This is a genomic window from Sedimentisphaera salicampi (assembly GCF_002117005.1).
Taxonomy (GTDB): domain Bacteria; phylum Planctomycetota; class Phycisphaerae; order Sedimentisphaerales; family Sedimentisphaeraceae; genus Sedimentisphaera; species Sedimentisphaera salicampi.
The window spans coordinates 1,509,044-1,535,713 of the sequence record NZ_CP021023.1 but is presented as its reverse complement, the minus strand read 5'-3'; the positions used below and the strand labels follow the sequence as shown (position 1 = coordinate 1,535,713).

The following is a 26,670-nucleotide window of genomic DNA, read 5'->3' as shown; positions in this document are numbered from 1 at the left end:
ATCGCTTTGGCTACTGGACAAAAATCCTTAGAGCATCTCAGTGGTGCTAAGTGTCTTATAAATCTCAGTGTTTCTCAGGGGCGAGAATCACAGAAGCGTTTAAAAAAGCAGAAGAGGCTCACCTCACGCGAGGCGCCTCTTTTGCCTGTCCGAATTAGTTTTATGTAACTTAAAAGAACGAAGGTTCTTTTGGTATGCTTTTTAAGGGGTGAAAGAATCAGAATCCTTTCAGATTTTTTCACCCTTCTGCCTTTTTATTATTCAGCAGTCTCCTCTTCTTTAACAGCCTCTGCCTCATTATCCTCTTCAAGGAGGCCTTCCTGCGAGATTATCTTGGTTTTAATTTCGTCAATCATCTCGGGGTTCTCCAGCATAAACTGCTTTGCATTGTCTCTGCCTTGCCCGAGCTTTATGTCGCCGTAATTCAGCCATGCCCCGCTTTTTGAGATGATGTCTTTATTCACCGCAGTATCTATAATATCGCCTACCCAGTTTATCCCGCCGGTAAACAGGATATCAAATTCTGTCTGACGGAATGGCGGGGCCACCTTATTCTTCACCACCTTAACCCTCGTGCGGTTTCCGTACGCCTCGCCGCCGGAGTCTTTAAGCGTGGCGATTCGCCTTACATCAAGTCTCACAGAGCTGTAAAATTTTAGTGCGTTCCCGCCGGTGGTGGTTTCAGGATTCCCGAACATAACGCCGATTTTCTGCCTTATCTGGTTGATGAAAACGAGGATCGTTTTGCTCTTGCTCATAATCCCTGTAAGCTTTCTCATCGCCTGGCTCATAAGCCTTGCCTGAAGCCCAACGTGATTATCGCCCATCTCGCCTGTGATCTCCGCCTCGGGCACAAGCGCTGCCACAGAGTCCACCACGATAATATCAACGGAGTTGCTCTTCACCAGAAGCTCTGCAATATCCAGAGCCTGTTCGCCTGTCTCCGGCTGACTCACCAGCAGCCCTGATACATCAACGCCAATCTTCCTCGCCCATGTGGTGTCCAGAGCGTGTTCGGCATCAATAAACGCCGCTACACCGCCTTCTTTCTGCGCTTCTGAGATCATATGCAGAGCGAGGGTGGTTTTTCCGGATGCCTCAGGACCGAACACCTCTACCACTCTGCCTCTTGGAATCCCCTTTCCTCCAAGGGCGATATCCAGAGAAAGCGAACCGGAGCTGACGCTGCGTACGTTAAGGTGCCGAGATTCGTTCATCTTCATAATCGCACCCGCACCGTACTGCTTTTCGATCATTTCTATTGTGCGCTGCAGATTTGGATTACCCTCATCCTGCTTTTCTTTCTTGGTATTTTTCTTTGATTTAGCCATTTGCTGAGCTCCTGAATTATCAAGTTTTCATTAACCAACTGAAGGGTATTATAATACCGAACAAAAACCGAACAAGAAAAAAATCAAAAATTTTGAAAATTTTTTCAAAGCTTTTTCTTTTTTCCTCTCTCAAACCCTTAAAACACAAGATAATCTGCTTGTATATTGCAAAACAGGGGCGTTAGTTTATACTAATGCCTTTGAATAATTTTACTGCAAAGCCAAAGTTTCTGCCGGCATAATTTTCGGGCTTGATAGAGAATGCTGTACCCGCTATTTTGCCGGCATAAAACTTCCGGAGAATATATAAATCGATGAAAGACAGAGGCATAACAGTTCTTATAGTTGACGAAAACTCCAGACGCGCCGAACGCGTTGGAAGTCTTCTTGAGGGGCTCTGCGAAAGGGTTTACTACGCCCAGAGCGCAGAAGATGCGGCTAATGTGATGAACCGCGTGAAGGCTCCGCTGGTGCTTACGGATATGATGGCCGGGGCTGAGATAGACGGTTTTGAGCTTATCAAGGGGCTTAAGCGTCAATACAGGGCAGCGAGGTTTGTAATGCTTGCCTCATCTGCCTCAATTGATGCCTGCAAGCAGGCGATTTGGCTCGGTGCTTATGATTTTCTCGAAAGGCCAGTAACTCGTGAATCTCTCGAAAAGCTTTTTGAAGGGCTCAATAAGAGTTTCAGCCTCAGCGCGCCCGATCCAATTCAGGCCGCCCGATCCGGTCAGGCAGGTTCAGACCGCAGCTTTTATTTCGAGGGCGTAAAGAGCAAATCCCCCGCAATGCGGCATATTTACAAGGTGATAAGCAAGGCCGCCCCCACCAATCTCAGCGTTTTGATAGAGGGCGAATCGGGAACTGGGAAAGAGCTTACTGCCCGTGCTATACATATGAACTCAAACCGTGCGGGCAACGAATTCCGCCCAATAAACTGCGCTGGGCTGAATGAATCACTGCTAGAAAGCGAGCTTTTCGGCCATGTAAAAGGTGCTTTCACCGGCGCCGCCACAGACCGAAAGGGACTATTCGAGGTGGGCGATAAAGGCACTTTATTCCTCGATGAGATTGGCGATATGCCGATGAGTATGCAGGCAAAGCTCCTTCGCGTGCTTGAGGATGGGATAATCATTCCAGTCGGTTCGAACAAGCCTGTGAGAGTGGATGTAAGGGTAGTAAGCGCAACAAACTGCGACCTTTCCAAGCTCGTAGAGCAGAAAAAATTCAGGGAAGACCTCTACTTCAGGATCAAGGGGGTGAGCATTGTTTTGCCTCCGCTTCGTTCTAGGCAGGAAGACATCCCTGATTTATTGTATTATTTCCTCGAACAGGCCTGTTCTGAGCTGGGAGTGGATACCAAGGACATCTCGAAAAACTGTATGGATATACTTCTGAGCTACCCCTGGCCCGGAAATATAAGAGAGCTTAGAAACGTTGTTAGGACGATGGCTCTGATGAGCGAGTCGGACGTGATTGAGCCCGGGGATGTTCCGCCGGAGGTTAACTCAATGCCCAAGCTCAGCAGCCCCAAGCCCGAGGCAGAGCCGAAGCTGCTGGCAGGGCAGTCTCTTGAGGAGATTGAAAAGCAGGCAATCCAGAGCACTCTCGAAATGACCGAGGGCAACAGAGAAAAGGCCTCCAGTATCCTCGGCATAGGCGAGAGAACGCTTTACAGGAAGATAAAAGAGTACGGACTAAATTAGATTTCGAAGGAGATCTCAGATGCAGCGAAAAGCGGATAAAGATATAAATCCAGTATTTCTGGAGAGATGGTCGCCAAGGGCGTTCTCAGATGAACCTATAACTCAGGAGCAGATCCTCACTATCCTTGAGGCTGCAAGGTGGAGCCCGTCTTGCTATAATGAGCAGCCTTGGCGGTTTGCAGTTGCCCTGAGCGAGGAGAAAAAGAAGGCCTTTGTGGAAACTCTTGTAAAGCCAAATCAGGCATGGGCAGGCGGTGCGGCCGCTCTTATTTACATTGTCTATAAGAAAACATATATGCAAAGCGGAAACCCGAATGAATGGGCGTTTTTCGATGCGGGCGCAAGCTGGATGGCAATGGCTCTTCAGTCGCAGATGATGGGGATAAGTATGCACGCAATGGCTGGCTTCAAACAGCAGAAGGCAGCAGAGCTTCTTGGGCTAAGCGATGATTATGCAGTTGCTGCTGCGGTTGCAGTGGGGCGGAAAGGCGATAAAACAAGGCTTCCCGAGCAGATTCAGGCGATGGAAGAACCGTCCGGAAGAATGCCGGCTGAAGACTTGCTGATTGATTTTTAATTTTAACGAGGATTTGTACTATGTTATCACGGAGAAATTTTATTAAAACTGCTGGCGCAGGCGTATTAGCCGCTTCGATCGGAGGCGGAAATCTATTTGCAGAGCAGAGCAAAAAACCAAACATACTTATGATTCTAATTGATGATTTGGGCTACAGCGATGTTTCCTGCTACGGCAGCGAATCTTACCATACCCCGAGCGTTGACAAGCTCGCAAGGGAAGGGCTGAGCTTCAGCGATGCCTATGCAGCCTGCCCAGTATGCTCGCCTACAAGGGCAAGCATACTCACAGGCAAACACCCTGCAAGGCTTCATCTTACAGACTGGATACCCGGGCATAAACACCCCCACGAAAAGCTGCAAATTCCAGACTGGCAGAAACGCCTTCCCGACAAAGAGATAACCATCGGAGAAGCCCTCAAGGAAATTGGCTATAACACCGCTTGGCTTGGCAAATGGCATCAGGGCGGCAGTGCGCACCCTACAGAAATGGGATTCGACCGCGGCGGTGAAAACTGGAGCCTCAACAAGAAGAGAACAGACAAAGACCCCAAAGGCACAGTAACTCTCACCCGTCAGTGTCAGGACTTCATCCGAGACAGCAAAAAGCAAAACAAGCCGTTCTTTGCCTGCCTCTCGCACTACACTGTGCATACGCCGGTTTACGGCTCAAGCGATACTAAGGAGAAGTACAAAAAATACTTTGACCGTCTCGAGCCGAGGTATCAGGACAGAGCGGACTATGCTGCGATGGTGGCCGATATGGACAAGAGCGTTGCAGATATGCTAAGATTCCTGAAGCACGAAGACCTTGAGGATACAATCGTGATATTCTTCTCTGATAATGGCGGTCTTTTCGGCAAGACGCATAATTATCCCCTCCGTGCCGGCAAGGGAACGCTTTATGAAGGCGGAATACGCGTTCCGCTTATCTTCAAATGGCCTGGAGTAACAAAAGCCGGCGAGGAAACAAAAGAAATCGCAACGAGCCACGATTTATACACTACAATCCTTTCAATGGCGGGGATAAACAAAGTTGACAGAACACTCGACGGCGTTGACCTCTGCCCGCTTCTAAAGGAAGGCAGGCCTATTGACAGAGAGGCAATTTACTGGCATTACCCGCATTACCACAAAACCAAACCTGCAAGTGCAATAAGAAAGGGCGACTACAAGCTCATTGAATATCTCGAAGACGGCAAGAAAGAGCTCTACAACCTCGAAAGGGATATCTCCGAGAAGAACGACCTTGCAGAAAAGATGCCGGAGAAAACAAAAGAGCTCTACGAAGATCTCTGTCGCTGGCGGGATGAAGTGGGTGCGCAGGAAATGAAGCCCAACCCAAACTACAAACCAAATAAAGCGAAAAAGAAAAACGTTAGTCTTTAATACAGAAGGCAGAAGATAACTATTTTTAATCTGGAAATTTTTATATGAGAGTTTATTCGGGAATAGATTTAGGCGGTACCAACGTGAAGGTTGGTTTAATTGATGATAATTTCAGGCTCCTCTGCAAGAGCTCTATCGAAACAATGCCGGAAAAAGGGCCGGAAGATGTTTTTGAAAGAGTTGCAGAAGAGCATAACAGGCTCGCCTCAGAAAACGGCTTGCAGCTTGATGATATCTGCATAGCAGGTATGGGGCTTCCCGGGCCTGCAAACCTGAGCGAAGGGATTCTGATAAATCCGCCTAACCTTCCCGGATTTGAAAACTGCCCTGTACGCGATATTTTCAGCAGCAAGCTCGGGCGTGAGGTGGTTATCGAAAACGACGCCAACGCCGCCTGCTGGGCGGAGTATGAATGCGGCAAGGGCGAACAAAGCGAAGATATAGCCTTCGTAACCCTCGGTACAGGCGTGGGCGGAGGGATTGTCTGCGACGGCCACCTCCTTCACGGATTCAGGGAAAGTGCAGGCGAAGTTGGCCATATCATAATCTATCCCGACGGCAGGCTCTGCGGCTGCGGACAAAGAGGCTGCGCTGAGGCGTATGCCTCTGCATCAAATACTGCCGAGCGGGCGAAGGAATTCGTTCAGGCAGGGGTAACCAGCTCGCTCTCGGCTTATGACCAGATCACCAGTGAGGCCGTTTTTACAGAAGCTCAAAAAGGCGACAGGCTTGCCCTGAGCATTGTGGACGAAACGGCGAAGGTGCTTGCTTTGCTCGCGATAAATCTGCAGAACGCTGCCAACCCCGAGAGGGTGATTTTTGCAGGCGGGATGATTCAAGCGGGCGATTTCCTGCTCGATAAAATCAAATTCTATTTCGATAAATATTGCTGGCCGAGCAGAAAAGGCGAAACAGACCTCGCCTTCTCAACCCTCGGAACAGAGTCTGGGATGATCGGAGCTGCTGCCGTTGCAAGACGCCATTTTCTGGCTTGAGATAACTGCGCCGGCGCTGCGGGGCGAAGCTGATATAATCCAAACGTCCCGCTGATTGCAGGGATTCTAACCTGAAGCGAAAAAAAAACGGCAGAGCGTGTTTGCCCTGCCGTTTGGTGTTTGGTTATATTTTAGCCGCTCAGCCCTTGAGGATGGTCTTCGCTGCATCGTCCTGAGCTTCGCTCATAAACTTGATGCCTGTTTCGTCTGCTGTTTCCTTGTTGGCTGCCATAAGGTCGTCGCGGTCTATCTCGCTGATGTTAAACTTCCTCGCACCTGCCATAAACTGCTGAAGGCCGCAGCCGAGTTTGTCTGCATATCCCTGCATAGCGATAGCGCCGAATGGAATATTCTTCATCTCATTCGCACCCACTTTGTCCTTAACGGCTTCCCAGCCGGCAAAAATCTCTTCAGGTTTTGTTCCGATGTCTTTTACATTCTTAGGCAGTTCGTCCCAGTGGCCGTTGAGCTGCTTCTTCTTCTCGGGATAGAAAACGCCTTCGATATTGCTTCCCAGATACCCGGGAATCATCGGAGCACGCCCCATACATACCAGCTTGGTAAACGGAGCGCCCAGAGCGATTGCCTTGAAGAGGTGGTCTTCTCTTGCAAATCCGCCGGCAAATGATATATCCGGCACCTTCATACCCTGTGCTTCGAGGATCTTGCAGTATTCGTATGCCTTGGCATGCAGACTCAGAGACGGGATGCCCCAGTGGTCCATCATATTCCACGGGCTCATACCGGTACCCCCGCCTGCGCCGTCGATCGTAAGAAGATCGAGCTTGGCTTCTGATGCGAGCTTGATGCTCAGAGCCAGAGCTTCCATTCCGTAAGCGCCTGTCTTAAGTGAGATTCTCTTGAAGCCGAGCTTGCGGAGGTATTCAACCTTATCCATAAAGCCCTTGCTAACGCCTTCAACTGAATCGATATCTGTAGCTCCGAGGCGGCTGTGCCTTGCGAAAGAACGCAGAGACCCGTCGTTGTAAGAAGCCTCTACAACAGGGTCGTACGGATTCGGATCTACAACATAGCCCCTGTCTTTGAGGAACTTGGCGTATTCAATGTCTTTCACCTGAATCTCACCGCCAATATCCTTTGCGCCCTGTCCCCATTTGAGCTCAAGGATCACTTTGTCGCCGTATTTCTCAGCGATGTATTCGGCTACGCCGTTTCTGGTGTCTTCTACATTCATCTGAACGATAACAGCGCCGTAGCCGTCGTAGTATCGCAGGAATGTGTCAATTCGTCTTTCAAGCTCGGGGGCTGATCTGATGCGTCCGTCTGAGTAGTCTGATTTTCTGTCAACGCCTACAACGTTCTCGCCGATAACAATTGGAAATCCGCAGAGAGCAGCGCCCACAGCAAATGAGTCCCAGTATTTTGCGGCGATAAATGTTGAGCCAAGAGCACCTGTCATAATAGGCAGGCGGCATTTGGTCGTTATTTCATTGCCGAACTCGGTTTCGATGTTTACATTCGGGAAGATGCAGTCGTCAGGATCTTTGGTGAGCCCTTCTGCAAGTCCCCTTGAACCGTATGCATACCCCTGAATCCGAAGGGAATGATAGCCCAGCCCGAGGCTGGTTACATTTGCTGAACCTGATGTGATATTTCCGAATTCCCTTGGGTAAAGCAGTTTCCTGCCAACCAGAGAAGACATCCAGGTTTCGCATTTGCCTTTGCATGAAGACAGACACAGAGTACATAGACCCGACTCGCACGGGTTGCCGCGGTTTACGGTGCCCAGTGCGTCATTAGATTTTGGCCATTGAATCATAAAACAATCCTTTCACTTATTTGTTTTATCTTATAACTGCCGGTTCCGCCCAACCGGCTAAGATTTTTTTCTTGCGCATACTGTGAGACTGTAACAAGATGGATTAACCCTAAGCGCAGGTAGGAAATTCTAAGAAATCAAACCCGTTTGTAAACAACTAATATGCCTCTCCCCTGTTTTTGTGTGCGATAATTCTTTTTGGCAAAGCTCTTTAAAGCCGAATCTATCCGCGTGTTCTCCGCCTGCGGCAGGCCTCCACGTGCGGCTCTGTTTAAATGTTCGCCTCGTAAAATCGCTGCGGAATACCAATGACAATCAGAGCCACGCAAGAATCCGCAAAAGGCTTCAAGCCCAAGGCTGTGAACACCAGGGCAGGGAAGGTGAGCGGGGCATTCCAAATTTTTTCTCAGAGCCTGATTCCCCTTGCTGGGGCTTAAAGTGAAAGCTTTGCTCAGTTCAAAGATTCGCAGCTCTTTAGTGAAAATACCTTTTTGCACAATCTGCAGTTTTTATCGCTGCATGCCCCAAGAATCAGTTCAAAAAGCCGAAAAAAACGAATAGCTTTTTAAGGCAAATACGTTTTTGCATTTACTGTAAATTCTTGTAATGCCTTGATTTAGGCCTTAAAAGTGGTTTTTACTTTTGAGCAGGCAATAGAAAATTGAAGATAATTAGAAAATCTGCTTGACAGCAAATACGTTTTAGCATATATTGTTATAAAAATCAGATAATTGAGTTTTGAATATAATGCAGGATTTGCATTATTGTTAGTAAAAACAGGATTTAATTTTAAAGGGGGCTTTGGCAATGCCATTTATTAGCACAAAAAACACTCGCCCTACATTTGGGTTCACTCTGATCGAACTGTTGGTTGTAATTTCGATTATCGCGCTGCTTATGGCAATCCTTATGCCGGCCTTGTCCAAGGCCAGAAAACAGGCACGCTACACAGTATGCGCATCAAACCAGCGGTCTATCGTTACTGCCACGCTCACATACGCAGCAAACAACGACCACAGCTTTATGAAAAACCAGCTGTACTACAGAGGTGAGTGGATAGATTATACCATCCCGTATGAATGGTCTGTGACGCTTGTTGACAGGCTTCTGCCCTACATTGGGGAAGACAAGGATGTTATCAGCTGTCCGGGGAACAACTCGATCTACCAGAAGCCAGTTCGACCTGTATGGGATCAAAGCGGAGAGCAGAGGATGTGGGCTACAAGCCTTCTGTATCTGCCCGGCCTTTACGACCCGCAGGACCCGGAAGGCTGGAACGACAGGAACCCTAAGGCTGCTCTGCCGAAAGTGGAAAAGAACGATTCAGACGCCCTTATCACAGCAGACTGGAACATCTTCAACAAGCAGGAAGGCTGGGGGAATGTCAACCACGCCGAAGGCGGGAGCAAGTTCGGCTCTATCGAGACATCAAGCGGAAATTACAGACTGGAAGATATACTTGATGCTATGGAAGGCGGAAACCGAGGGTATGTCGACGGGCATGTTGAGAAGGTTGACCCGGAGGTTATGGGTAAAAACGATATGCCGGTAACGAGCGAGGAAGGCCGTGACGGACATTATTCCCATGCATCCGGAAACAGCCGTCCTTATTTCTGGTGATTTTAGAAGAACGTGTTTGGGTTGGCTTATTCGGTCTATCCTGCGTGTATGAATAGTATTGTTAGCTTTAATACGGAGAGTGATGCCTATGGAGAATTCTTTATTCCAGTAAAATGGAATGTTGTTATGCATGTTATGTAATTAATGTATTTTTAAAGGAGTCAATTATGATGACAAGAAAAAATTATCTAATGATCGCGTTAGTTGTTTTTGCAGCAGCAGGCATTACTTTTGCCTCGCCGCACTGGGAAAACAACACTGGAGACTACCTGTGGAGGACATGGGAGAATTGGAGTCAGCCTGATGACATGGAGGACTACAGTGACAACGCCTATATAGACATTGGCCAGGACGAGGATTACGACGAATATCTGCCTGTTCTGTGTACGCCAAGCGGCGATCCCGCTGTCTATTGCGGTACAGGTCGGTTCCGCCTTGGAGATGATTGCGACGAAATGGGCGAATTGATTGTAAAGCCCGGAGCCTATCTGGAAATTGATGACGACTTCCGCTTTGGAGACGACGGCGACTTTGACCCTGATTACCCCGGCGGAGTTATAGCAATTTGCACGATGGAAAACGGAGAGATTTATGTTGACGGCGAGCTTCGCATGCTTCATGAAATGAAGGCAGGTCAAGCTTATTTAACTCTTGCCAACGGTCTTATGACGGTTAATAACGATGTTAAAATCGACTCAGCCGTACCTCAGGACGTTGCAGATCAGGGCGGATACAAGGACATCAATATCGATATTTCCCTTGCAACTCTCAAGATTGCCCGAAACTACACAGACGACGGCGAGGGCGACGGCCAGGCTCAGGACTGGGTTGATGAAGGTATTCTTACCGCTTATGAATACTTCAACGTACCAGGCCGCATTGTGATTTCTGAATGGGACGGCGCTTGGTTCACAATTACTGCCAAATCTTACTATGCTGTAGCAAAGAGTCCTGCCGACGGCGACACTCAGGTGCCGATTGATACTGATCTGAGTTGGCATGTTCCTACTGAGGAACTTGCAGACAGCCACTATTATGAGGTTTTCCTCTCAGATCAATCAGATCTTACAGGTGTTTCACCGATCGTTGTTGACGGTCCTGATACAACACCTGGTGAGAACGGGAGAATTAAACTTGATCTTGCTGAAGACCTTACCGCTAATGAGGAATACTACTGGCGTGTTGACGTTGTTGACCCAAATGAGACCACAGGAGACGAAACTGTTTATACAGGCAACGTTGCAAGTTTCCATAGCTTCATCTACAGGGAAGATTTCATTGATCCGAATGGTCTGGCCGAGGATGATGTTGATCCGGTCGATGTTACGCTCCAGTGGACAAATAACTACTCTACGGAAAAATATGAAGTTTACTTCAGCAATGATGAAACACTCGTAGAAAACGCTGATCCAAGCGTGAAAGTTGGCGATGTTACAGGAAACAGCTTGAATATCGGACGAGTCGATTACAATGAGACATACTACTGGAGGGTTGATGCCGTTATTGACGGTGAGATTTACCCGAACGTGGTTTGGTCGTTTGATACCATTGAACCGATTTGTAATGAAGGAGACCGGCTGCCCGGCGATGAAAACGGAGACTGCCGCGTGAACCTTGAAGACCTTGCTGTTCAGGCTATGGGATGGCTGGGCTGCGGCTATGTTCCTGAAGATGCCTGCGATTACTACAACCTGTAAATAAAAAAGCTGCATTTATATGCAGGCTTAAATAATAACTAAAAGATTATGGCTTATTGCGGCGAGCTGTTCAGCCCCGCAATAAGCCATTTTCATTTGTTATAAAACTTTGAATAGTCTCAGTTTTTTTTGCCTTGGAGCCAGAATCCTTCCCTTCCACAGCTGCAAATCATCAATTCACGCTGAATTTCCACTAATGATTCTTATTCGATAAGCAAGCCAGAGCGAGCGCTCTGATTACATTCCATACCTCCCGCAGGAAATCAGAGACAGGTATGGAGAAACTCAGGGGGAATCGGTTATTCAATAAAAAACGGATAGTCCTGCAGGCCAGGGGATTTGCCGTCAAGTGGAGTTTTTCGGAGGGTTAAAAGCCTCTCAGACGCAGATGCGCAGCGAAAGCTCCAGTCAAGTCTTTGAATAGATATAAGCCAGTTCAACTGCGGGATATTCTCGAAGCTTATGCTGATTTTCCCGGGCTCCGAGGAGTCCCCAGCAGAACGATGATAGTTTTTTCTTTCTTTGTAAATACGTTTTTGCGATTCCCGCTGGTTTTCTCGATTCACACCGCATCAGCTCGGTTTAAAAAACTGCAAACAAAAATATTTTTTAAAAGCAAATACGTTTTAGCATTTCTTGTAAATTCTTATAATTCCTTGTGTTAGGGCTTAAAAAAGCCTGCTTGCTTTTGGAAAGTGAGAGAAAATCAGGAAAAAATTGAAATTTTGCTTGACCGCAAATACGTTTTAGCATATGTTATTATTCAAGTCAGATAACTGAGTTTTGAAAATATGCAGGATTTGCAAGATGGATATTAAAAAAATAAATTTCATTTCAAAGGGGACTTTAACAATGTCATTTCTTCGCACAAAAAAAACTCGCCCTACATTTGGGTTCACCCTCATCGAACTGTTGGTTGTAATTTCGATTATCGCTTTGCTTATGGCTATTCTCATGCCGGCATTAGGCAAGGCGAGGAAGCAGGCACGCTATACAGTTTGTGCTTCAAACCAGCGGTCTATCGTTACTGCCACGCTCACATACGCAGCAAACAACGACCACAGCTTTATGAAAAACCAGCTGTACTACAGAGGTGAGTGGATAGATTATACCATCCCGTATGAATGGTCTGTGACGCTTGTTGACAGGCTTCTGCCCTACATTGGGGAAGACAAGGATGTTATCAGCTGTCCGGGGAACAACTCGATCTACCAGAAGCCAGTTCGACCTGTATGGGATCAAAGCGGAGAGCAGAGGATGTGGGCTACAAGCCTTCTGTATCTGCCCGGCCTTTACGACCCGCAGGACCCGGAAGGCTGGAACGACAGGAACCCTAAGGCTGCTCTGCCGAAAGTGGAAAAGAACGATTCAGACGCTCTTATAACTACGGACTGGAACATCTACAACGCAAATGAAGGCTGGGGTAATGTAAATCATGCCGAAGGCGGGAGCAAGTTCGGCTCTATAGAAACTTCAAGCGGCGATTATAGGCTCGAAGATATCTTGAGGGCAATCGAAGGCGCCAACCGCGGGTATATTGATGGTCATGTCGAGAGGGTTGACCCGGAAGTAATGGGCACAGACAACAAACCTGTAATGAGCGATGAAGGAAGAAAAGGACACTACTCCCATTCATCAGGGAACAGCCGTCCGTATTTCTGGTAATCTCACATTTACGCATGTGAACTGGCGTATGCATTCAATCTTGTGGATTCGAAGGTAATGAAGTTTTTTATAAGGAGAGTGATGCCTATGGGGAAATTTTAATGTCAGGAAAATGCGAAGTTTATTTACGCATGATTTAATGTTAATTTTTAAGTAAAGGCTAAGAAAATGTTTAATCAAAGATATGTATTGATTGCCCTTGCGGCAATAATGGCTCTTTCGTTCGGTGTTTACGCTGAAACAGTTATCAATACTGATGTAGTATGGACAGAGCGGACAGCAGTACAAGATGAAGCCGATCCGGCAGACGGTATTTTGAGGATAGCTGCAGGCGGTTCGATAACGACAGATGACCGCACTGATCATGACCGTATAGAAACTGACGTACCATCCAAACTTATTCTTGACGGCGGCACGTTTACCAGTACTAATGAAAGCGATGGATATAAGTTTCCTGATAACGACGGCCCGGCTGAGATCTGGCTGAATGAGGGAACTTTTACAACTTATGCCATGCAGGCGAAAACAGATGAAGGCTGCAAGATATATGTCGGCGGCGGTGTTATGATAATCCAGAGCGGCTTTGGTGAAGGCGGGGGTTCTCCCAGTTATGATGCCCAGGATTGGTACGACGCAGGTATGTTTGAGCTTCAGAGCGGATATGACGCTCTGGTATTAAGCGATTTGGGCGATGGTGCAGTGCGGATTGAAGCAGCAACCGGCCCTGTAAACCCATCGCCTGGGAATAACGCTGAGGTTGCCGACTTGAATTTATCGCAGCTTTGCTGGGATAATTATAAGTATGGGTCTGCTGATGTATATTTTGGAGCAGGCGATGCCACAGTGAACAATTACAGCACCATGCTCACAAAGATCGACTCAACCGGCACCATTGCAACAGACGGTACGCAGGTTTGTGTTGATATTCCAGCCAGCTTCCTTCCCCTCCAGGCTCCCCAAACTTATTCATGGGCAATAGAAAAGACCAGCGGCGGGGATCCGAACACTGTTGTTTATCAGTTTGAAACTGTCTCTATTCCGGTAGTTGACAGTCAACCAGCTCCGGCAGTTCAGTCTGTTCAGCCGGGCGAGACGGCAGAATTTACCGCAATTTTCACGTCGAATGCGGGCGTAAGCGGAGCTACATGGTATTTGGATGGTGATGCGTTAAGTGCATCTCCTGTTATTACATCTCTTGGAAACGATCTCTATGAGGTTGCATTGACCATTAACAATGCTGCGGCCGGCGATGATGGGGCTTACACTTGCGTTGCAGAAAACAGTGCTGGTTCTTCTTTAGAAACCGAACCGGCATACCTCACTGTTGAGCGCTTGATTGCTGAATGGAAATTCGACAACGACCTTACCGACACCACCGGCAACTACGACGGATTTATGCCAGTGATTGACCCGCCGGTTTACGTAGAAGGTGTGAATGTAGGAGACGCTGCAGGACGCACTGCGCTGGAATTCCCAGATACTGAGGGCTTAGGCCAGATCGTAGAAGTGCCTGAAGGCTTTAAGAATTTTACTTCAGGGATGACTCTCTCTACATGGGTTTACTTAGACGGCGAAGCTTCAGACCGTGATGCACGAATCTTGCATCTAACCGGCGGCGTGGGTGATATCGTAATGCGTCGCTACAGCAGCGACCAAGACCTTCGCGTCTATTTCGGCAACGAAGACATAAGAGTCGATAATTTCTTCGAAGAAAAATCTGACCAATGGGTTCACATCGTGGCTACGCTTGATCAGGATCTGAACTGGAAAATTTATGCAGACGGGGAGGTTATCGAAGATGGTGATTTCGACGACACCGAGCGTCCTGATTATGGAGAACGCAATGATAACCTGATCGGAGCCAGCGATACATTTGACCGTGATGATCAGTTTGTGGGACGTATAGATGAGATTAAAATCTTAAACTATGCGATGAGCTATGAAGATGTTCTTGAGGATTACCACGGCGTCATTGGCGGCTGGACATGCGTTTATAACGCTGAATATGACCTCGCAGGCGATGACTGCATCGTTGATGTGCAGGATTTAGCTGCATTGGCAGCAAAATGGCTTAACTGCGGCCGTGTTCCAGCAACGGAATGTCCGTAATATCAATTTATAAGAACTATGCTTTGAAATGACAGCGATGAAGTTTGAATAAGTAACCCTGCTGGGAAGGTCAGAATCATATCCGGCCTTCCCGGCATTCTAAGGCATCACTGTTCTTTTGTGAATACAACAGCTCTTGCATTCATATGCAGGCTTAGAAGAAGATCTAAAAAATCAGGGCTTATTGCGGCGAGCTGTTCGACCCCGCCATAAGCCCATATTAAACAAAAAAAAATTATGGCGCACTGCAAAGCTGCACGGGAAAAAGATTAATTTCTAATTGAAAGGCTTTGCACGGTTTTATTGCAAACAAGAAGAGCGGAAGGAAGCTGGAATTATATGTTCATTGTCTTAGGGAGATATTCTCTTGCTCAGCAGCAAGCAAATAATCGAATTGCAAAATTGGGTGCTGCTTTGCCTTTATTCCTGTTCTTAAATCGAACTCCCCTTTTCAATCTGCCGCTTTTTTTACATCAAAAAAGAATATTCGAGCATTGTTTGTTAGCAATGTATCCAAGGCGGTCTGCAGCGAAGGCCTCTTTAGCATTATAAAGAAAAAAACATTTTAGACTTTAGTCGGGAGAAATTAAATGTTAAGACATACTTTTAACTCAGTCTCATTTGCAATTTTATTTATTTTTATTCAATGTTTTTCACCGTCATCGCTTGCTGAATCAAAAACAGCAGCCAACTCAATTGATATGGAGATGGTACGCATTCCCGCAGGTACATTCCAGATGGGAAGTGATTTGCCGAGGGATTACTGGGATGAATGGCCTGCCCATGAGGTTACCATCAGCGAGCCCTTCTATATTTCCCAAACGGAAGTAACCGTTGAGCAGTACAAGCAGTTTGACCCGGACTGGGATATTGAGGGCAAATTCGGAGATTATGTTTGCGGCGTGAGTTGGTATGATGCAGCTGAGTTTTGTGAGTGGCTTAGCGAAAAGGAGGGCAAGCCCTATCGTTTGCCCACTGAGGCGGAGTGGGAATATGCCTGCCGCGCAGGGACCACAACGCTGTATGCCAGCGGTGATGATGAGCCCGAGCATGAGTGGAGCAATGCTTGGGGCGTTAAGAATATGCATACAGGTGCAAGGGAGTGGTGCTACGACTGGTACGGTGATTATCCCAGAGACCCGCAAATTGATCCAGTAGGCTCGGAGAGCGGGATGGCTCGTGTAATCCGCGGCGGCTGCCCTGATAACGACAGCCGCTATGAAGAGCGAGAGATGTTCAATACCTCCAGCAGCCGAGCTTCTATTGCCCCTGCATTTGGAGTGATTGAAGGCAGCAGTAAAGACGAGCAAGACATAGATTTGCAAGAGGGGTATAAAACCGGCCTTATCGGCACGTGGTACGGGGAGTCTGATTTAACCAACCCTAAGGGTGAGTCGATTTTGAGCCGTCCGGATAATAACTGGATTAACGATAAAAACAAAGGGCGGAACTGGTCTGCCTGCTGGCGCGGGTACATTGAAGCCCCATACACCGGCGAAGTAACTTTTGCCATGCGGGTTGCAAACGGCGGAAAGCTCATCATTGACGGAGAGGAAATTATCGATGAGTGGGACGAAAAAGGCGATTACCGGGCAAAAATGGATATGGTGGAAGGCGAGAAGTATCCAATTGAGCTTTCCTACAACCGCGATCGAAGCAGGACTTATCTGCGTTTGTCTTGGAGCTGGCCGGGCGAGGATTTACATGTAATCCCTGAAGATGCATTTTCATACGGACAGGAAGAGGCAGCGATGGTGGAAGGCCCTGAAGAAGAGATCCCGGGGAGTCACTGGATCGGATTTCGGGTTGTGCAGGCTCCGATGCCCGACACAAAGCCGATGCCTGTCAAAGAACCTTATGTGCGGGAAGGCATTCGCAAAAATGAGGGTATTGCAAAGATCGGACCTGATCCTTCTGAGCCCTATTTCCGCAAACGTTATCTGCTGCCGGTACCTTTCGACAACAGCTCCAATGAGGAGATCGACAGCGCGGGGATGCATCCGTCCTTCAGAGGCCATAATCACAGCCCTGCGATGGAGGTTTGCCCGAACGGGGATGTTCTGCTTATCACATACACCTCTTATGATGAATACGAACCGGGCGTAACACTTGCTGCAAGCAGGCTTCGCTTCGGGGCGGATAAGTGGGATATGCCGGATCCGATGTTTGATTTTGCCGCTGTTAACGACCATGCCCCGATGCTTTGGACAGACAGCGATACGATGTACTTTTTCTGGGGAGGCCCGAATCTGGAAGGGGCGTTTCCGTTCCAGTGGAGAACCTCTAAGGACAGCGGAGCCAATTGGAGCGAAGTTCATTTTCCACATTTCAAAGGAGAAATCGGCGCTCATTCCAAACAGCCTATAAATACAGCACTGCGTGATAAGTACGGCACGATGTACGTTGCCAGCGATGGTTCGGGCGGTCGCTCAGTTTTATGGGCAAGCTCAGATAAAGGCAAAACATGGTACGATACCGGCGGGCGCAGCGCAGGACGCCACACCACATACGCCCTGCTCAGCGACGGCGAAACGATTCTCGGGATGGGCGGAAAGAACACCGATATCGATGGATATATGCCCAAGGCCGTTTCTTCAGACGGTGGGAAAACTTGGGAAGTGAGCAAAACACCGTTTGCTGCTCAGGGTACGAACCAAAGGCCGAGCGTTTTGCGTCTGGAGAGCGGCAGGCTGTTTTTTGCGGGGGATTATCAGCACTTCGACGGCCACAAACCAGACGGCATCAAAGAGGATGGTTCGTATGTGGCCCTGTCTGAAGATGATGGCGAGAGCTGGATAATCAAACCGCTCGTTGGAGACCAGCAGCACGAGAGATCCAATAAACACGGCGGTCATGAAACTCTTGGGTATTCAGTAGCTCGTCAGGCGCCGAATGGTATGATCCATCTGATCGCCACAATGACTGAACCGTGTCTGCATTTCGAGCTGAATGAAGCTTGGATACTCTCGGATGAAAATGAGAATCAATCTTATTCTGAAGAACAGATTATGTCTTCTTCCGCCGAAACGATTGAGGATGTGAAAAAATACAAAGAAACATATCCCGACGGAACGCTGAAGCTTGAGTATTCCGGCGGAATTGCCGATGACGGCCGCTTCCTTCTGCACGGAAAGGAAATCTGGTACTACCCAAGCGGCAGTAAAAAGCGTGAAGCAAGATACGAATTAGGAAAGAAGATTGGTCAGGAAACATACTGGTCTGAAGATGGTCAGGTATGTTGGCGCTGGGACCATCAGGCCGACGGCACTAGCTACTGGACTCAGTACTGGCCGAATGGTCAGATGAAAGCCCGCTCCGAATGGCGTGATTTCAAATGCGACGGAATCGCTGAACGCTGGAGCTCTGACGGTGAGCTGATTAGCCGCGTTGAGTTTGAGAACGGCGAAATTGATGATTAGAGCTGATTAAGCATAGAGATTAAAGACAGGATGGTTAATGGATAGTTCTATTGAGAGAATTGTACAAACTGCGCACCCGCAAACGCTGGTATTCGGCAGCGGGTGCGCCTCTCAGCTTGCAGATATGCTCAGCAGTCGCGGCTGCACGGGAATACTTTTGGTAACGGCGAAGGCAATTCGTCCGATGGTCGAATCGATAGCAGCTTCAGTCAAACAGGCGGGGATATCTGTATTGATTGACGATTCTGTTAACACAGAGCCCACTATCGATATGTTTGAGCGGCTTCTTGAAGACGTTACAGACCATATTGATGCGGTGATTGGCATCGGAGGCGGAAGCGTTCTTGATGCAGCCAAGCTTGCAGCCGCAGTGCCGGGATCTGGACAGCAGATTGATGAGCTTTTCGGAACCGGTAAGATCAGGTCAAGAAAGAAAATGCTGATTTGCCTTCCGACAACCGCCGGTACCGGCAGCGAGGTTTCCCCGAATGCTATTTTGCTTGATGAAAAGGCCGACCTGAAGAAAGGGGTGATAAGCCCGTATCTTGTGCCAGATGCTGTTTACGTTGATCCCGAACTAACGCGTTCGATTCCTCCCGAGATTACAGCGGCTACCGGTATGGATGCTTTGTCTCATTGTGTTGAGGCATACGCTAATCTGCATGCACATCAATTTGTTGACACCTATGCCATCAGGGGCATTGAGCTGATCGGAAAGAACATAGAAACTGCCTTTTCAAACGGCGAGGATATGGATGCCCGAAGCGCTCTTTCGCTTGGAAGTATGTATGGCGGGTATTGTCTTGGGCCGGTAAACACGGCAGCAGTGCATGCCTTATCTTATCCGCTTGGAGGGAAATTCCATATCGCCCACGGAGCGGCAAATGCTATATTGCTGCCGGAGGTTATGCAGTTCAATCTAACCGCTGCGCCGAAGAGATATGCTGAAATTGCAGTAGCTCTTGGCTGCCCGGCGCAAAGCTCTGATATGGAAACGGGGCTGCTTGGCATTGAACGCGTTCGGGAGATTTGCCGCAGATGCAAGATTCCTGATTCACTTTCGCAGTATGGTATTGCCAAAAGTGATGTGCCGGCTATGGCGAAATCTGCTATGTCTGTAACGAGGCTTCTCAAGAATAATGTTCGAGAGCTAACACAGGAGGATGCGGAAAAAATCTATCAGCATCTTTTAAAGTATTAACCTTCAGCAAGTCAGAGATTCGGCAGATTAAATAACAAATTGATATTCATTAACCACAGGCAGATGAAACTTGACAGGGAAAAATATGAAAACAAATGCTAAAGAAAAATATTCAGGAGTTATAGTTCCAATGGCAACTCCCTTTACAGAGCAGGGGGAAGTTGATCTCTCTGCAGCGCGGAGAATTATCGATCACCTTTGCGAGGGTGGTGTATCGGGAGTTTTTGTGCTGGGAACAACAGGGGAGTCGGTATCAATAGCGCAAAGCGAGAAAGAGAAGCTGGTGGATACTGTTGCTAACCACACAAACGGCCGTGCAGTCGTTTATGCGGGGATCTCGGATACCTGTTTTGCCCAGTCCGTTCAGGCGGGGCGGAGTTATTTGGAATCGGGTGCTGATGCAGTGGTTGCTCATCTGCCGTGGTATTATCCACTCGACGGCGGGGAAATGTGCAGCTATTTTTCCAAGCTGGCTGAGGAAGTGCAAGGTGCGCTGATGCTTTACAATATCCCTAAAACCACCCATATGTCTATTCCGGTGGAGGTTGTTGAAAAGCTCAGCACTCATCGAAATATCGTGGGGCTTAAAGATTCTGAGAAAAATCCTGAACGCATGGAAGAAATAATTGGCATGCTCTCCGGACGGGACGACTTTTCATTTGCAGTTGGCTGCGCTCCCTTGAGCTCACAGGCCGCAAGGCTTGGTGCAGATGCCATAGTTCCCAGCTCGGGCAATTTAGTACCTAAGATGTATAAGGATTTATTCGATAACGCCCGCCAGAGCAATGACTCTGTCGCAGAAAATCTCCAGGAGCAGACGAATATGGTTTCTGCGATATATCAGAAAGGGCGGTCTTTGGGGCAGTCCCTTGCGGCTCTTAAAACTATGATGAGCGTGCTCGGCCTTTGCAGCCGAATGGTGCTTCCGCCCCTGGAGATGCTAAGCGACCATCAGAGAGCCGAGATTGAAGAGCAGATGAAAAGTGAAGGTGTTTTTCAGCCTATTTCGGGAGCAGCGGAGAAATGAGCAGCAGCACAAAACCGATTCTTGGGATTACCATGGGAGACCCTGCCGGCATAGGGCCGGAAGTGATCGCCAAAGCATCGGCTCAGCAGTCCGTATATGAGCTCGCTCGGCCGATAGTGGTGGGGGATGCCGCTGTGATTCGGGAGGCTGTGAAAATCGCAAATGTTGATACGGCTGTTAATCCGGTTGGCAAAGTGAGCGAGGCACGTTTTGAGTTTGGTGCTGTTGATGTACTTGATTTGAAGAATGTAGATATCGCATCGCTCAAGCTCGGCGCTGTTTCGGCAATGGCAGGGGAGGCTTCTTTTGATGCAGTTACCACTGTAATATCGCTGGCTATGAACCACGAAATTGATGCTACAGTAACAGCACCGATAAACAAGGAATCAATAAATAAGGCAGGGCACCACTTCTCAGGCCATACAGAAATTTACGGTGAATACACCAGCACAAAAGATTATACTATGCTTCTGGTTGACGGGAATTTGAAGGTCGTGCATGTTTCCACCCACGTCTCGCTTCGCAAGGCATGCGATCTTGTTAAAAAGGAAAGGATTCTTAAAGTCATTCAGCTGGCCAATGAGGCTTGTTTGCGTTTTGGCATTAAGTCGCCTTTGATTGGGGTTGCCGGCCTTAACCCGCACGCAAGCGATGGAGGCCTGTTTGGCTGGGAAGAAGAAAAAGAAATAGCTCCGGCTGTTGAGCTGGCAAGGCAAATGCACATTAACGCTGAAGGGCCGATACCTCCGGACACATTATTTTCCAAAGCTCGAGGCGGGCAGTACGATATTGCAGTGGCGATGTATCACGACCAGGGACACATCCCGCTGAAGGTTTTGGGCTTTCTCTGGGATGAGAAGATGAAGAAGTGGGAGTCAGTTAATGGCATCAATATCACGCTCGGGCTTCCTATAATTCGAGTGTCGGTAGATCATGGAACGGCGTTTGATATTGCAGGGCAGGGCAAGGCCAGCGAACAAAGCCTGCTGCATGCGATTGAGTATGCAGCGAAGATGGCCGAAGGAGGACAAGTGGAATGGTGATTGCGATAGCAGACGATTTTTCAGGAGCCGCCGAAATTGCCGGCATTGGACGGGAATACGGTATGAACGTTGAAGTGCAAACGCATTTCGCTCCAACCGAAAATGCTGAGCTTATAGTGGTTGATACAGATTCAAGACTGTGTTCAGCCCATGAAGCCGCAGCGAGAGTGAGGGAGATTGCTTGCCGGATAAAGGAGGCTGATCTGAGTATAGACTGGATTTACAAAAAAACCGATTCGGTTTTGCGCGGGCAGGTTAAAGCAGAATTAGAAGCGCTTCTGGAGGCATTTGAATATAGAAGGATTCTGCTCTCCCCTGCCAACCCTTCAAGAGGGCGGGTTGTAAGCGAAGGGGTGTATTATATTAACGGCAGGCCTTTGAGCGAAACAGGATTTGCCAGAGACGATGAATATCCTTTCATCTCCTCGAATGTTGCTGAGCTGTTGGATTTTCGAACCGCTTCACAAAATGGACTGCTCCGCAGAGGCAAGTATATCCCCAGCGACGGGATTTGGATTGCTGAGGCGGAAACTGATGATGATTGCCGCTGGTGGGCTAGCAGTGTTGATGAACAAACGATTCCTGCCGGCGCTGCTGATTTCTTTTCTGCCCTGCTCAAAGCAAGAGGTATGCAAGCCAATCCAATTCAGGAGCAAACGTTCCACGGCAGCGAATTTCCGGCATTCTTTGTTTTCGGAAGCAGTTCGGACTACAGCCGAAGAATGCTTCGCAATGCCGAAGAATCCGGCTGCAAAGCAGGAAGAATGCCTTTAGACGCCTTGCGGTTTACAGGGCATGTAAGAACTTATATCGAGCAATGGGCATCTGAAATTGAAACTGCCCTGAGAGAAGACAGTATTGCGATTGCAGCCATTGATCAGCCCGAATTAAAGAGAGCTGAATGCGCCCGTCGGCTGACAGCTCTAACTGCATTGCTGGTTTACGAGGTTCTTTCTGATATCCCAAGGATTCATTTGTATATTGAGGGGGGAGCAACCTCTTCTGCGATTGTTCGAAAAATGGGCTGGCAGCAGCTCCGAGTTTCGCATCAGGAAGCTGGAGGTGTTGTTGAAATGCGCGTGGAGGAAAGCCCGAATCAAATTCTGACAGTTAAGCCGGGAAGTTATGCCTGGCCTCAAAAAATAAGCGAGATTCTTATGAAAGGTAAATCTTATGCCAACTGAAACACTACATTGGGTTGACTGGTCAATTATTATTATTTATATGGCTCTGATTGCCTATTTGGGCAATATATTTGCCAAGCGAGGCAAATCTACGAGTAATTATTTTAAAGGTAATAAGTCTATACCGTCCTGGGCGATAGGGATCTCCGTACTGGCCACTTTGATCAGCAGTGTTACTTTTCTTGCCTACCCGGGCCAAGGGTTTGACGGCAACTGGATCCTATTGGTTCAGGGGTTGGCTGTTCCTATCACGTTGATTGTTTCGATATGGTTTATTGTTCCTTTATACCGGCGATTTATCGGACTCAGCGCTTATGAATACTTTGAGAAACGTTTCGGTTTCTTCGGTCGTATTTACAGCTCTGTGGGATTTTCCGTGATGCACTTTACGAAAATGGGAACCGTTCTTTACCTTATGGGTCTGGCGCTTGCTGCAATGACAGGCCAGAACACATATCTGGTTATCATCATCGTTGGTGCTGTAACAATTATCTATACCCTTGTGGGCGGAATAGAAGGCGTTATCTGGATGGACGTTATTCAGGGGCTGATTCTTTTCGGCGGCGGTATTGTTTGTTTTCTTGTTTTGCTGTTCAAGCCCGAGCAGGGGCCAATCGGGGTTATGGAAACTGCATGGGAGAGCGGAAAGATGAGCCTCGGCCCATACGCTTGGGATTTTACCCAGCTTACATTTTTCGTAATGGCTATTAACGGCGTGTTCTACGCACTCCAGAAATACGGTACAGACCAGACAATCGTGCAGAGGTTCTTAGTTGCCAGATCAGATAAGGAAGCGGTTAAGGCTGCCCTCACGGGAGCATTCTTGTGCGTTCCGCTTTGGACTCTGTTTATATTGATAGGCACTCTGCTCTGGGTTTTTTACGGCACTCCTGCAGGGGCATTGCCGGAGGGAATTGCCGGCGATGAGGTATTCCCATATTTCATTATGACGCAAATTCCGGTGGGTGTAACCGGTTTGATCATAGCTGCATTATTTTCAGCGGCTATGTCTAGCTTGAATTCAGATTTGAACTGTCTGGCAGCGGTAGGTGTTGAAGACTACTACAAGCGATTCAAAAAGAATCTCACAGACAAAAAGAGCCTTAGAATGGGTAAGCTGATTATCCTTGTATGCGGTATTCTGTCAGTTGGTTTTGCCTGTCTTTATGTCCTCTTGGGAGGTCAGGCAATTCTCGGCACTGTGTTTGGATTGTATGCAATCTTTTCCGGCGGTGTTGTGGGTATTTTCCTCTTAGGCATACTCACCGAAAGAACCAATCGAAAGGGGCTGAATATCGGAATTATTGCCTGCATCCTTTTTACTGCTTATGCCCTTCTCACCTCTACTAAATTTGATTTAGGAGGCCATGAGAAAACACTTCTTCTTGATTTAGGCGATTTAAATTTCAATCAGCATAAGTATATGATGGGTGTGTACAGCCATCTTGTGGTGATTGTTGTGGGGTATTTTGCAAGCTTCTTCTTTAAGCCCGATAAAAAAATCCGACATATGACCATTTACGGGTGGTCTAAATACAGGAATGAAAGCTATCTGGAAAGCGATGAATAGCAGGGCTGCTGCAAACTGTATTGATGAAATTTGATTTCTTTGGAGAACGATTAAAAATGAAGATTAATATTATTTGGCTGTTTGCTATCGCAGGTTTACCGGGACTGCTCACAGCAGGACAAAACGGCTGGGAGCCGGTTTTGGATAAAATCGAAACCCCATGGGCCAGTGAGGTGAACCCAAAAAATGTTTTGAGTGAATACCCCCGGCCGGCAATGGTGCGGGAAGAATGGAAAAATCTTAACGGGTTGTGGAATTATTCTATTACCTCAGCCGGTGCTGAGAATCCTGGGGAATATGAAGGCAAGATACTCGTGCCCTTCCCTGCTGAATCTGGATTGAGCGGCGTCTGCGAGCACCCGGGGCTTGAGAGATGTCTTTGGTATGAGCGTACTTTTGAAGTGCCGAAGAAATGGGATGTTCAGAACCAGCGGATACTGCTGCATTTTGGAGCGGTTGACTGGCATGCGCAGGTTTGGGTAAACGGCCGTTTTGCCGGCGAGCATAAGGGCGGATTCGATCCGTTTACGTTTGATATAACAGATTTTCTCAGCGGAGGTGGCAGTGAGAAGATCGTTGTTAAGGTGTGGGACCCCACCGACCAAGGCTCGCAGGCGCGGGGCAAACAGGTAACAGAACCCGGAGGCATTTACTATACGCCCGTTACAGGAATCTGGCAGACCGTATGGCTTGAGAGCGTTCCCAGCAGCTTTATCGAATCGCTCAAGCTTACCCCGGACATTGATACAGGGCAGTTGGCGATTAGCGTAGAGGCAAGCGAGCTTAATAACAATGTGATAAAGGCTGATGTTTATATGGATGGCCAATGGCTCTCCAGCGCTGCGGTTGCGGCGCAAAGCGGGGATATGAAAATCTTTTCTGTTTCTGTTCCCAAGATGCGCCTTTGGCGCATAGATGACCCTTTCCTGTACGACTTGAAAATTACCCTGCGAAAAGACGGGAATATTGTTGATAAGGTCTCCAGCTACTTCGGAATGCGTGAGGTTGGGATGAAACGCGATGAAGACGGCTTTATGCGCCTTACCTTAAACAAAGAACCCATATTCCAATACGGTGTTCTCGATCAGGGATGGTGGCCGGACGGATTGTACACAGCTCCAACAGATGAGGCCTTGAAGTATGATATTGAGGTGCTCCAGAGCATGGGCTTTAATATGCTTAGAAAGCACGTGAAAATTGAGCCGGCACGTTACTATTATCACTGCGACCGGATGGGTATGCTCGTTTGGCAGGATATGCCAAATGCAAACCCCGATGGAGAATTGCGGGTTGGCTCAGGAGACTCTGAAGACGCCGTGCGGGATGATGCTTCAGCAGCGCAGTTTGAAACTGAGCTTAAGGCAATGGTGGACAACTATTACAATTATCCTTCTATTGCTGCATGGGTGCTCTTTAACGAAGGATGGGGACAATACCAAACCGAATCAATGACCGAATGGCTTGAAAACTATGATCCCACGCGCATCTGCAATGCCGTTTCCGGCTGGGCAGACCGTGGTGTTGGCGATGTGTACGATATCCATGTTTATCCGGGCCCGGGGATTGAATCGGATCCGGACAGGGCAGCGGTGCTTGGCGAATTTGGCGGGCTCGGATGGCCTGTACCCGGGCATCTATGGAGAGACAAGAAGAACTGGGGATACAGGAATTTCTCAAGTCAGCAGGAATTATGGGAGCGTTACCGTTCTCTGATGGATGATACATGGGGCTTGAAAGGCCAGGGCCTTGCAGCAGCGATATACACGCAGACTACGGATGTGGAAGGCGAGGTCAACGGCCTGCTCACATACGACAGAAAGGTGATTAAGCTGGATCCGGAAAAAATGACAAAACTGCATCAGCGTTTTTATGAGCCGGCAGGGCCTTCTGTAACGATTATGAAAGATTCGGAAGAAAGGCGTCAGCTTTGGAAGTATTCCCGCTCTTCAGAGCATGAAGGCTGGCATAAGCCTGATTTTGATGATCGAAGCTGGTCGTCTGGAGAGGCGCCGTTCATTGAGCGAGAGAATACATACATCCCGAAAGGAACAACATGGGAGGAAGGAAACCTGCGTTTGAGGCGAACCTTTAATCTCGAAGAAGTGCCGTCAGATCTGCGAATGAAGGTGTTTTACAACGTGGGTCAGGCAGACGTTTTTATTAATGGGATAAAGGTAAAACAGCTCCGCGGACGTTGCAAACGGCACTATCAGCATATAGCAGTCCCAGAGGCTGTTGGCGCTTTGAGGGAGGGAGAGAATATCGTTGCAGTTCAGTGCAGCGCGCCCGACCGCCGAGCAGCCTTCGACCTTGGGCTGTATTATGTGGCAAATGAAAAATAGCCTGAAAGGGTTTTTT

At 48.1% G+C, this 26,670-nt stretch carries 19 protein-coding genes; 16 read left to right on the top strand and 3 right to left on the bottom strand.

Annotation, left to right across the window (positions count from 1 at the left end; all coding sequences use genetic code 11):
* Positions 1–257 precede the first annotated feature (257 nt).
* Entirely contained in the window at positions 258–1,331 is a 1,074-nt protein-coding gene (recA, locus tag STSP1_RS05700; protein ID WP_085755427.1) for a recombinase RecA, read from the bottom strand.
* 314 nt (positions 1,332–1,645) lie between these two features.
* Between recA and STSP1_RS05695 the strand changes: the two genes are divergently transcribed.
* From STSP1_RS05695 to STSP1_RS05680, 4 genes are read left to right on the top strand one after another with little or no spacing between them, the layout of a single operon-like run.
* Complete coding sequence (locus tag STSP1_RS05695) at positions 1,646–3,037, top strand: sigma-54-dependent transcriptional regulator (protein WP_085755426.1); 1,392 nt, start codon at positions 1,646–1,648, stop codon at positions 3,035–3,037.
* Positions 3,038–3,056: 19 nt separating this feature from the next.
* Positions 3,057–3,614, top strand: a complete 558-nt coding sequence (locus STSP1_RS05690) for a nitroreductase family protein (protein ID WP_085755425.1) — start codon at positions 3,057–3,059, stop codon at positions 3,612–3,614.
* Between the two features lie 20 nt (positions 3,615–3,634).
* Positions 3,635–5,002 carry a sulfatase-like hydrolase/transferase gene (locus tag STSP1_RS05685; RefSeq protein WP_085755424.1) on the top strand — a complete coding sequence of 456 codons (1,368 nt, stop codon included), beginning with the start codon at positions 3,635–3,637 and terminating at the stop codon, positions 5,000–5,002.
* A 44-nt stretch (positions 5,003–5,046) separates the two neighbouring features.
* Positions 5,047–5,997: an ROK family protein gene (locus tag STSP1_RS05680; protein ID WP_085755423.1), complete on the top strand. Its 951-nt coding sequence runs from the start codon at positions 5,047–5,049 to the stop codon at positions 5,995–5,997.
* A gap of 139 nt (positions 5,998–6,136) precedes the next feature.
* On the opposite strand, the gene STSP1_RS05675 is transcribed toward STSP1_RS05680, so the two are convergent.
* Positions 6,137–7,777, bottom strand: coding sequence for a glutamate synthase-related protein (locus STSP1_RS05675; protein ID WP_085755422.1), 1,641 nt, complete (start codon positions 7,775–7,777; stop codon positions 6,137–6,139).
* Between the two features lie 308 nt (positions 7,778–8,085).
* Between STSP1_RS05675 and STSP1_RS12740 the strand changes: the two genes are divergently transcribed.
* The 3 genes from STSP1_RS12740 to STSP1_RS05665 all read left to right on the top strand — a co-directional run bounded on the left by STSP1_RS12740 (position 8,086) and on the right by STSP1_RS05665 (position 11,094).
* Complete coding sequence (locus STSP1_RS12740; RefSeq protein ID WP_257789396.1) at positions 8,086–8,214, top strand: hypothetical protein; 129 nt, start codon at positions 8,086–8,088, stop codon at positions 8,212–8,214.
* A 370-nt stretch (positions 8,215–8,584) separates the two neighbouring features.
* Entirely contained in the window at positions 8,585–9,397 is an 813-nt protein-coding gene (locus STSP1_RS05670) for a type II secretion system protein (RefSeq protein WP_085755421.1), read from the top strand.
* Between the two features lie 167 nt (positions 9,398–9,564).
* Positions 9,565–11,094, top strand: a complete 1,530-nt coding sequence (locus tag STSP1_RS05665) for a fibronectin type III domain-containing protein (RefSeq protein ID WP_085755420.1) — start codon at positions 9,565–9,567, stop codon at positions 11,092–11,094.
* Positions 11,095–11,393: 299 nt separating this feature from the next.
* On the opposite strand, the gene STSP1_RS05660 is transcribed toward STSP1_RS05665, so the two are convergent.
* Positions 11,394–11,660: a hypothetical protein gene (locus tag STSP1_RS05660; protein ID WP_085755419.1), complete on the bottom strand. Its 267-nt coding sequence runs from the start codon at positions 11,658–11,660 to the stop codon at positions 11,394–11,396.
* Positions 11,661–11,946: 286 nt separating this feature from the next.
* Here STSP1_RS05660 and STSP1_RS05655 point away from each other — a divergent pair, with 286 nt between their 5' ends.
* The 9 genes from STSP1_RS05655 (at position 11,947) to STSP1_RS05615 (ending at position 26,654) form a co-directional block, all read left to right on the top strand.
* A complete protein-coding gene (locus STSP1_RS05655) occupies positions 11,947–12,759 on the top strand; it encodes a type II secretion system protein (protein ID WP_085756668.1) in 813 nt (270 codons plus the stop codon).
* Between the two features lie 168 nt (positions 12,760–12,927).
* Entirely contained in the window at positions 12,928–14,868 is a 1,941-nt protein-coding gene (locus STSP1_RS05650) for a LamG-like jellyroll fold domain-containing protein (RefSeq protein WP_085755418.1), read from the top strand.
* Positions 14,869–15,569: 701 nt separating this feature from the next.
* A complete protein-coding gene (locus STSP1_RS05645) occupies positions 15,570–18,287 on the top strand; it encodes an SUMF1/EgtB/PvdO family nonheme iron enzyme (protein ID WP_161491627.1) in 2,718 nt (905 codons plus the stop codon).
* A gap of 37 nt (positions 18,288–18,324) precedes the next feature.
* A complete protein-coding gene (locus STSP1_RS05640) occupies positions 18,325–19,488 on the top strand; it encodes an iron-containing alcohol dehydrogenase (RefSeq protein ID WP_085755416.1) in 1,164 nt (387 codons plus the stop codon).
* Positions 19,489–19,573: 85 nt separating this feature from the next.
* On the top strand, positions 19,574–20,515 hold the full coding sequence (locus STSP1_RS05635) for a dihydrodipicolinate synthase family protein (RefSeq protein WP_085755415.1): 942 nt from the start codon (positions 19,574–19,576) through the stop codon (positions 20,513–20,515).
* Positions 20,512–21,558 carry a 4-hydroxythreonine-4-phosphate dehydrogenase PdxA gene (gene pdxA / locus STSP1_RS05630; protein ID WP_226997518.1) on the top strand — a complete coding sequence of 349 codons (1,047 nt, stop codon included), beginning with the start codon at positions 20,512–20,514 and terminating at the stop codon, positions 21,556–21,558. Before STSP1_RS05635 ends, pdxA begins: the two co-directional genes overlap by 4 nt.
* The gene (locus tag STSP1_RS05625; protein ID WP_085755414.1) at positions 21,552–22,742 is read left to right on the top strand and encodes a four-carbon acid sugar kinase family protein; all 1,191 of its coding nucleotides are present in this window, start codon (positions 21,552–21,554) and stop codon (positions 22,740–22,742) included. Before pdxA ends, STSP1_RS05625 begins: the two co-directional genes overlap by 7 nt.
* Positions 22,732–24,312, top strand: a complete 1,581-nt coding sequence (locus tag STSP1_RS05620) for a sodium:solute symporter family protein (RefSeq protein ID WP_085755413.1) — start codon at positions 22,732–22,734, stop codon at positions 24,310–24,312. Before STSP1_RS05625 ends, STSP1_RS05620 begins: the two co-directional genes overlap by 11 nt.
* A 56-nt stretch (positions 24,313–24,368) precedes the next feature.
* Positions 24,369–26,654 carry a glycoside hydrolase family 2 protein gene (locus tag STSP1_RS05615; protein ID WP_085756666.1) on the top strand — a complete coding sequence of 762 codons (2,286 nt, stop codon included), beginning with the start codon at positions 24,369–24,371 and terminating at the stop codon, positions 26,652–26,654.
* Positions 26,655–26,670: the final 16 nt, after the last annotated feature.

Bases quoted from the DNA above. Each gene is read 5' to 3' on its own strand.
- STSP1_RS05695 (WP_085755426.1), top strand. From the start codon at position 1,646: ATGAAAGACAGAGGCATAACAGTTCTTATAGTTGACGAAAACTCCAGA.
- STSP1_RS05620 (WP_085755413.1), top strand. From the start codon at position 22,732: ATGCCAACTGAAACACTACATTGGGTTGACTGGTCAATTATTATTATT.
- STSP1_RS05690 (WP_085755425.1), top strand. From the start codon at position 3,057: ATGCAGCGAAAAGCGGATAAAGATATAAATCCAGTATTTCTGGAGAGA.
- STSP1_RS05640 (WP_085755416.1), top strand. From the start codon at position 18,325: ATGGATAGTTCTATTGAGAGAATTGTACAAACTGCGCACCCGCAAACG.
- STSP1_RS05615 (WP_085756666.1), top strand. From the start codon at position 24,369: ATGAAGATTAATATTATTTGGCTGTTTGCTATCGCAGGTTTACCGGGA.
- STSP1_RS05685 (WP_085755424.1), top strand. From the start codon at position 3,635: ATGTTATCACGGAGAAATTTTATTAAAACTGCTGGCGCAGGCGTATTA.
- STSP1_RS05625 (WP_085755414.1), top strand. From the start codon at position 21,552: ATGGTGATTGCGATAGCAGACGATTTTTCAGGAGCCGCCGAAATTGCC.
- STSP1_RS05650 (WP_085755418.1), top strand. From the start codon at position 12,928: ATGTTTAATCAAAGATATGTATTGATTGCCCTTGCGGCAATAATGGCT.
- STSP1_RS05665 (WP_085755420.1), top strand. From the start codon at position 9,565: ATGATGACAAGAAAAAATTATCTAATGATCGCGTTAGTTGTTTTTGCA.
- STSP1_RS05670 (WP_085755421.1), top strand. From the start codon at position 8,585: ATGCCATTTATTAGCACAAAAAACACTCGCCCTACATTTGGGTTCACT.
- STSP1_RS05635 (WP_085755415.1), top strand. From the start codon at position 19,574: ATGAAAACAAATGCTAAAGAAAAATATTCAGGAGTTATAGTTCCAATG.
- recA (WP_085755427.1), bottom strand. From the start codon at position 1,331: ATGGCTAAATCAAAGAAAAATACCAAGAAAGAAAAGCAGGATGAGGGT.
- STSP1_RS05680 (WP_085755423.1), top strand. From the start codon at position 5,047: ATGAGAGTTTATTCGGGAATAGATTTAGGCGGTACCAACGTGAAGGTT.
- STSP1_RS05655 (WP_085756668.1), top strand. From the start codon at position 11,947: ATGTCATTTCTTCGCACAAAAAAAACTCGCCCTACATTTGGGTTCACC.
- STSP1_RS12740 (WP_257789396.1), top strand. From the start codon at position 8,086: ATGACAATCAGAGCCACGCAAGAATCCGCAAAAGGCTTCAAGCCCAAG.
- STSP1_RS05675 (WP_085755422.1), bottom strand. From the start codon at position 7,777: ATGATTCAATGGCCAAAATCTAATGACGCACTGGGCACCGTAAACCGC.
- pdxA (WP_226997518.1), top strand. From the start codon at position 20,512: ATGAGCAGCAGCACAAAACCGATTCTTGGGATTACCATGGGAGACCCT.
- STSP1_RS05645 (WP_161491627.1), top strand. From the start codon at position 15,570: ATGGAGATGGTACGCATTCCCGCAGGTACATTCCAGATGGGAAGTGAT.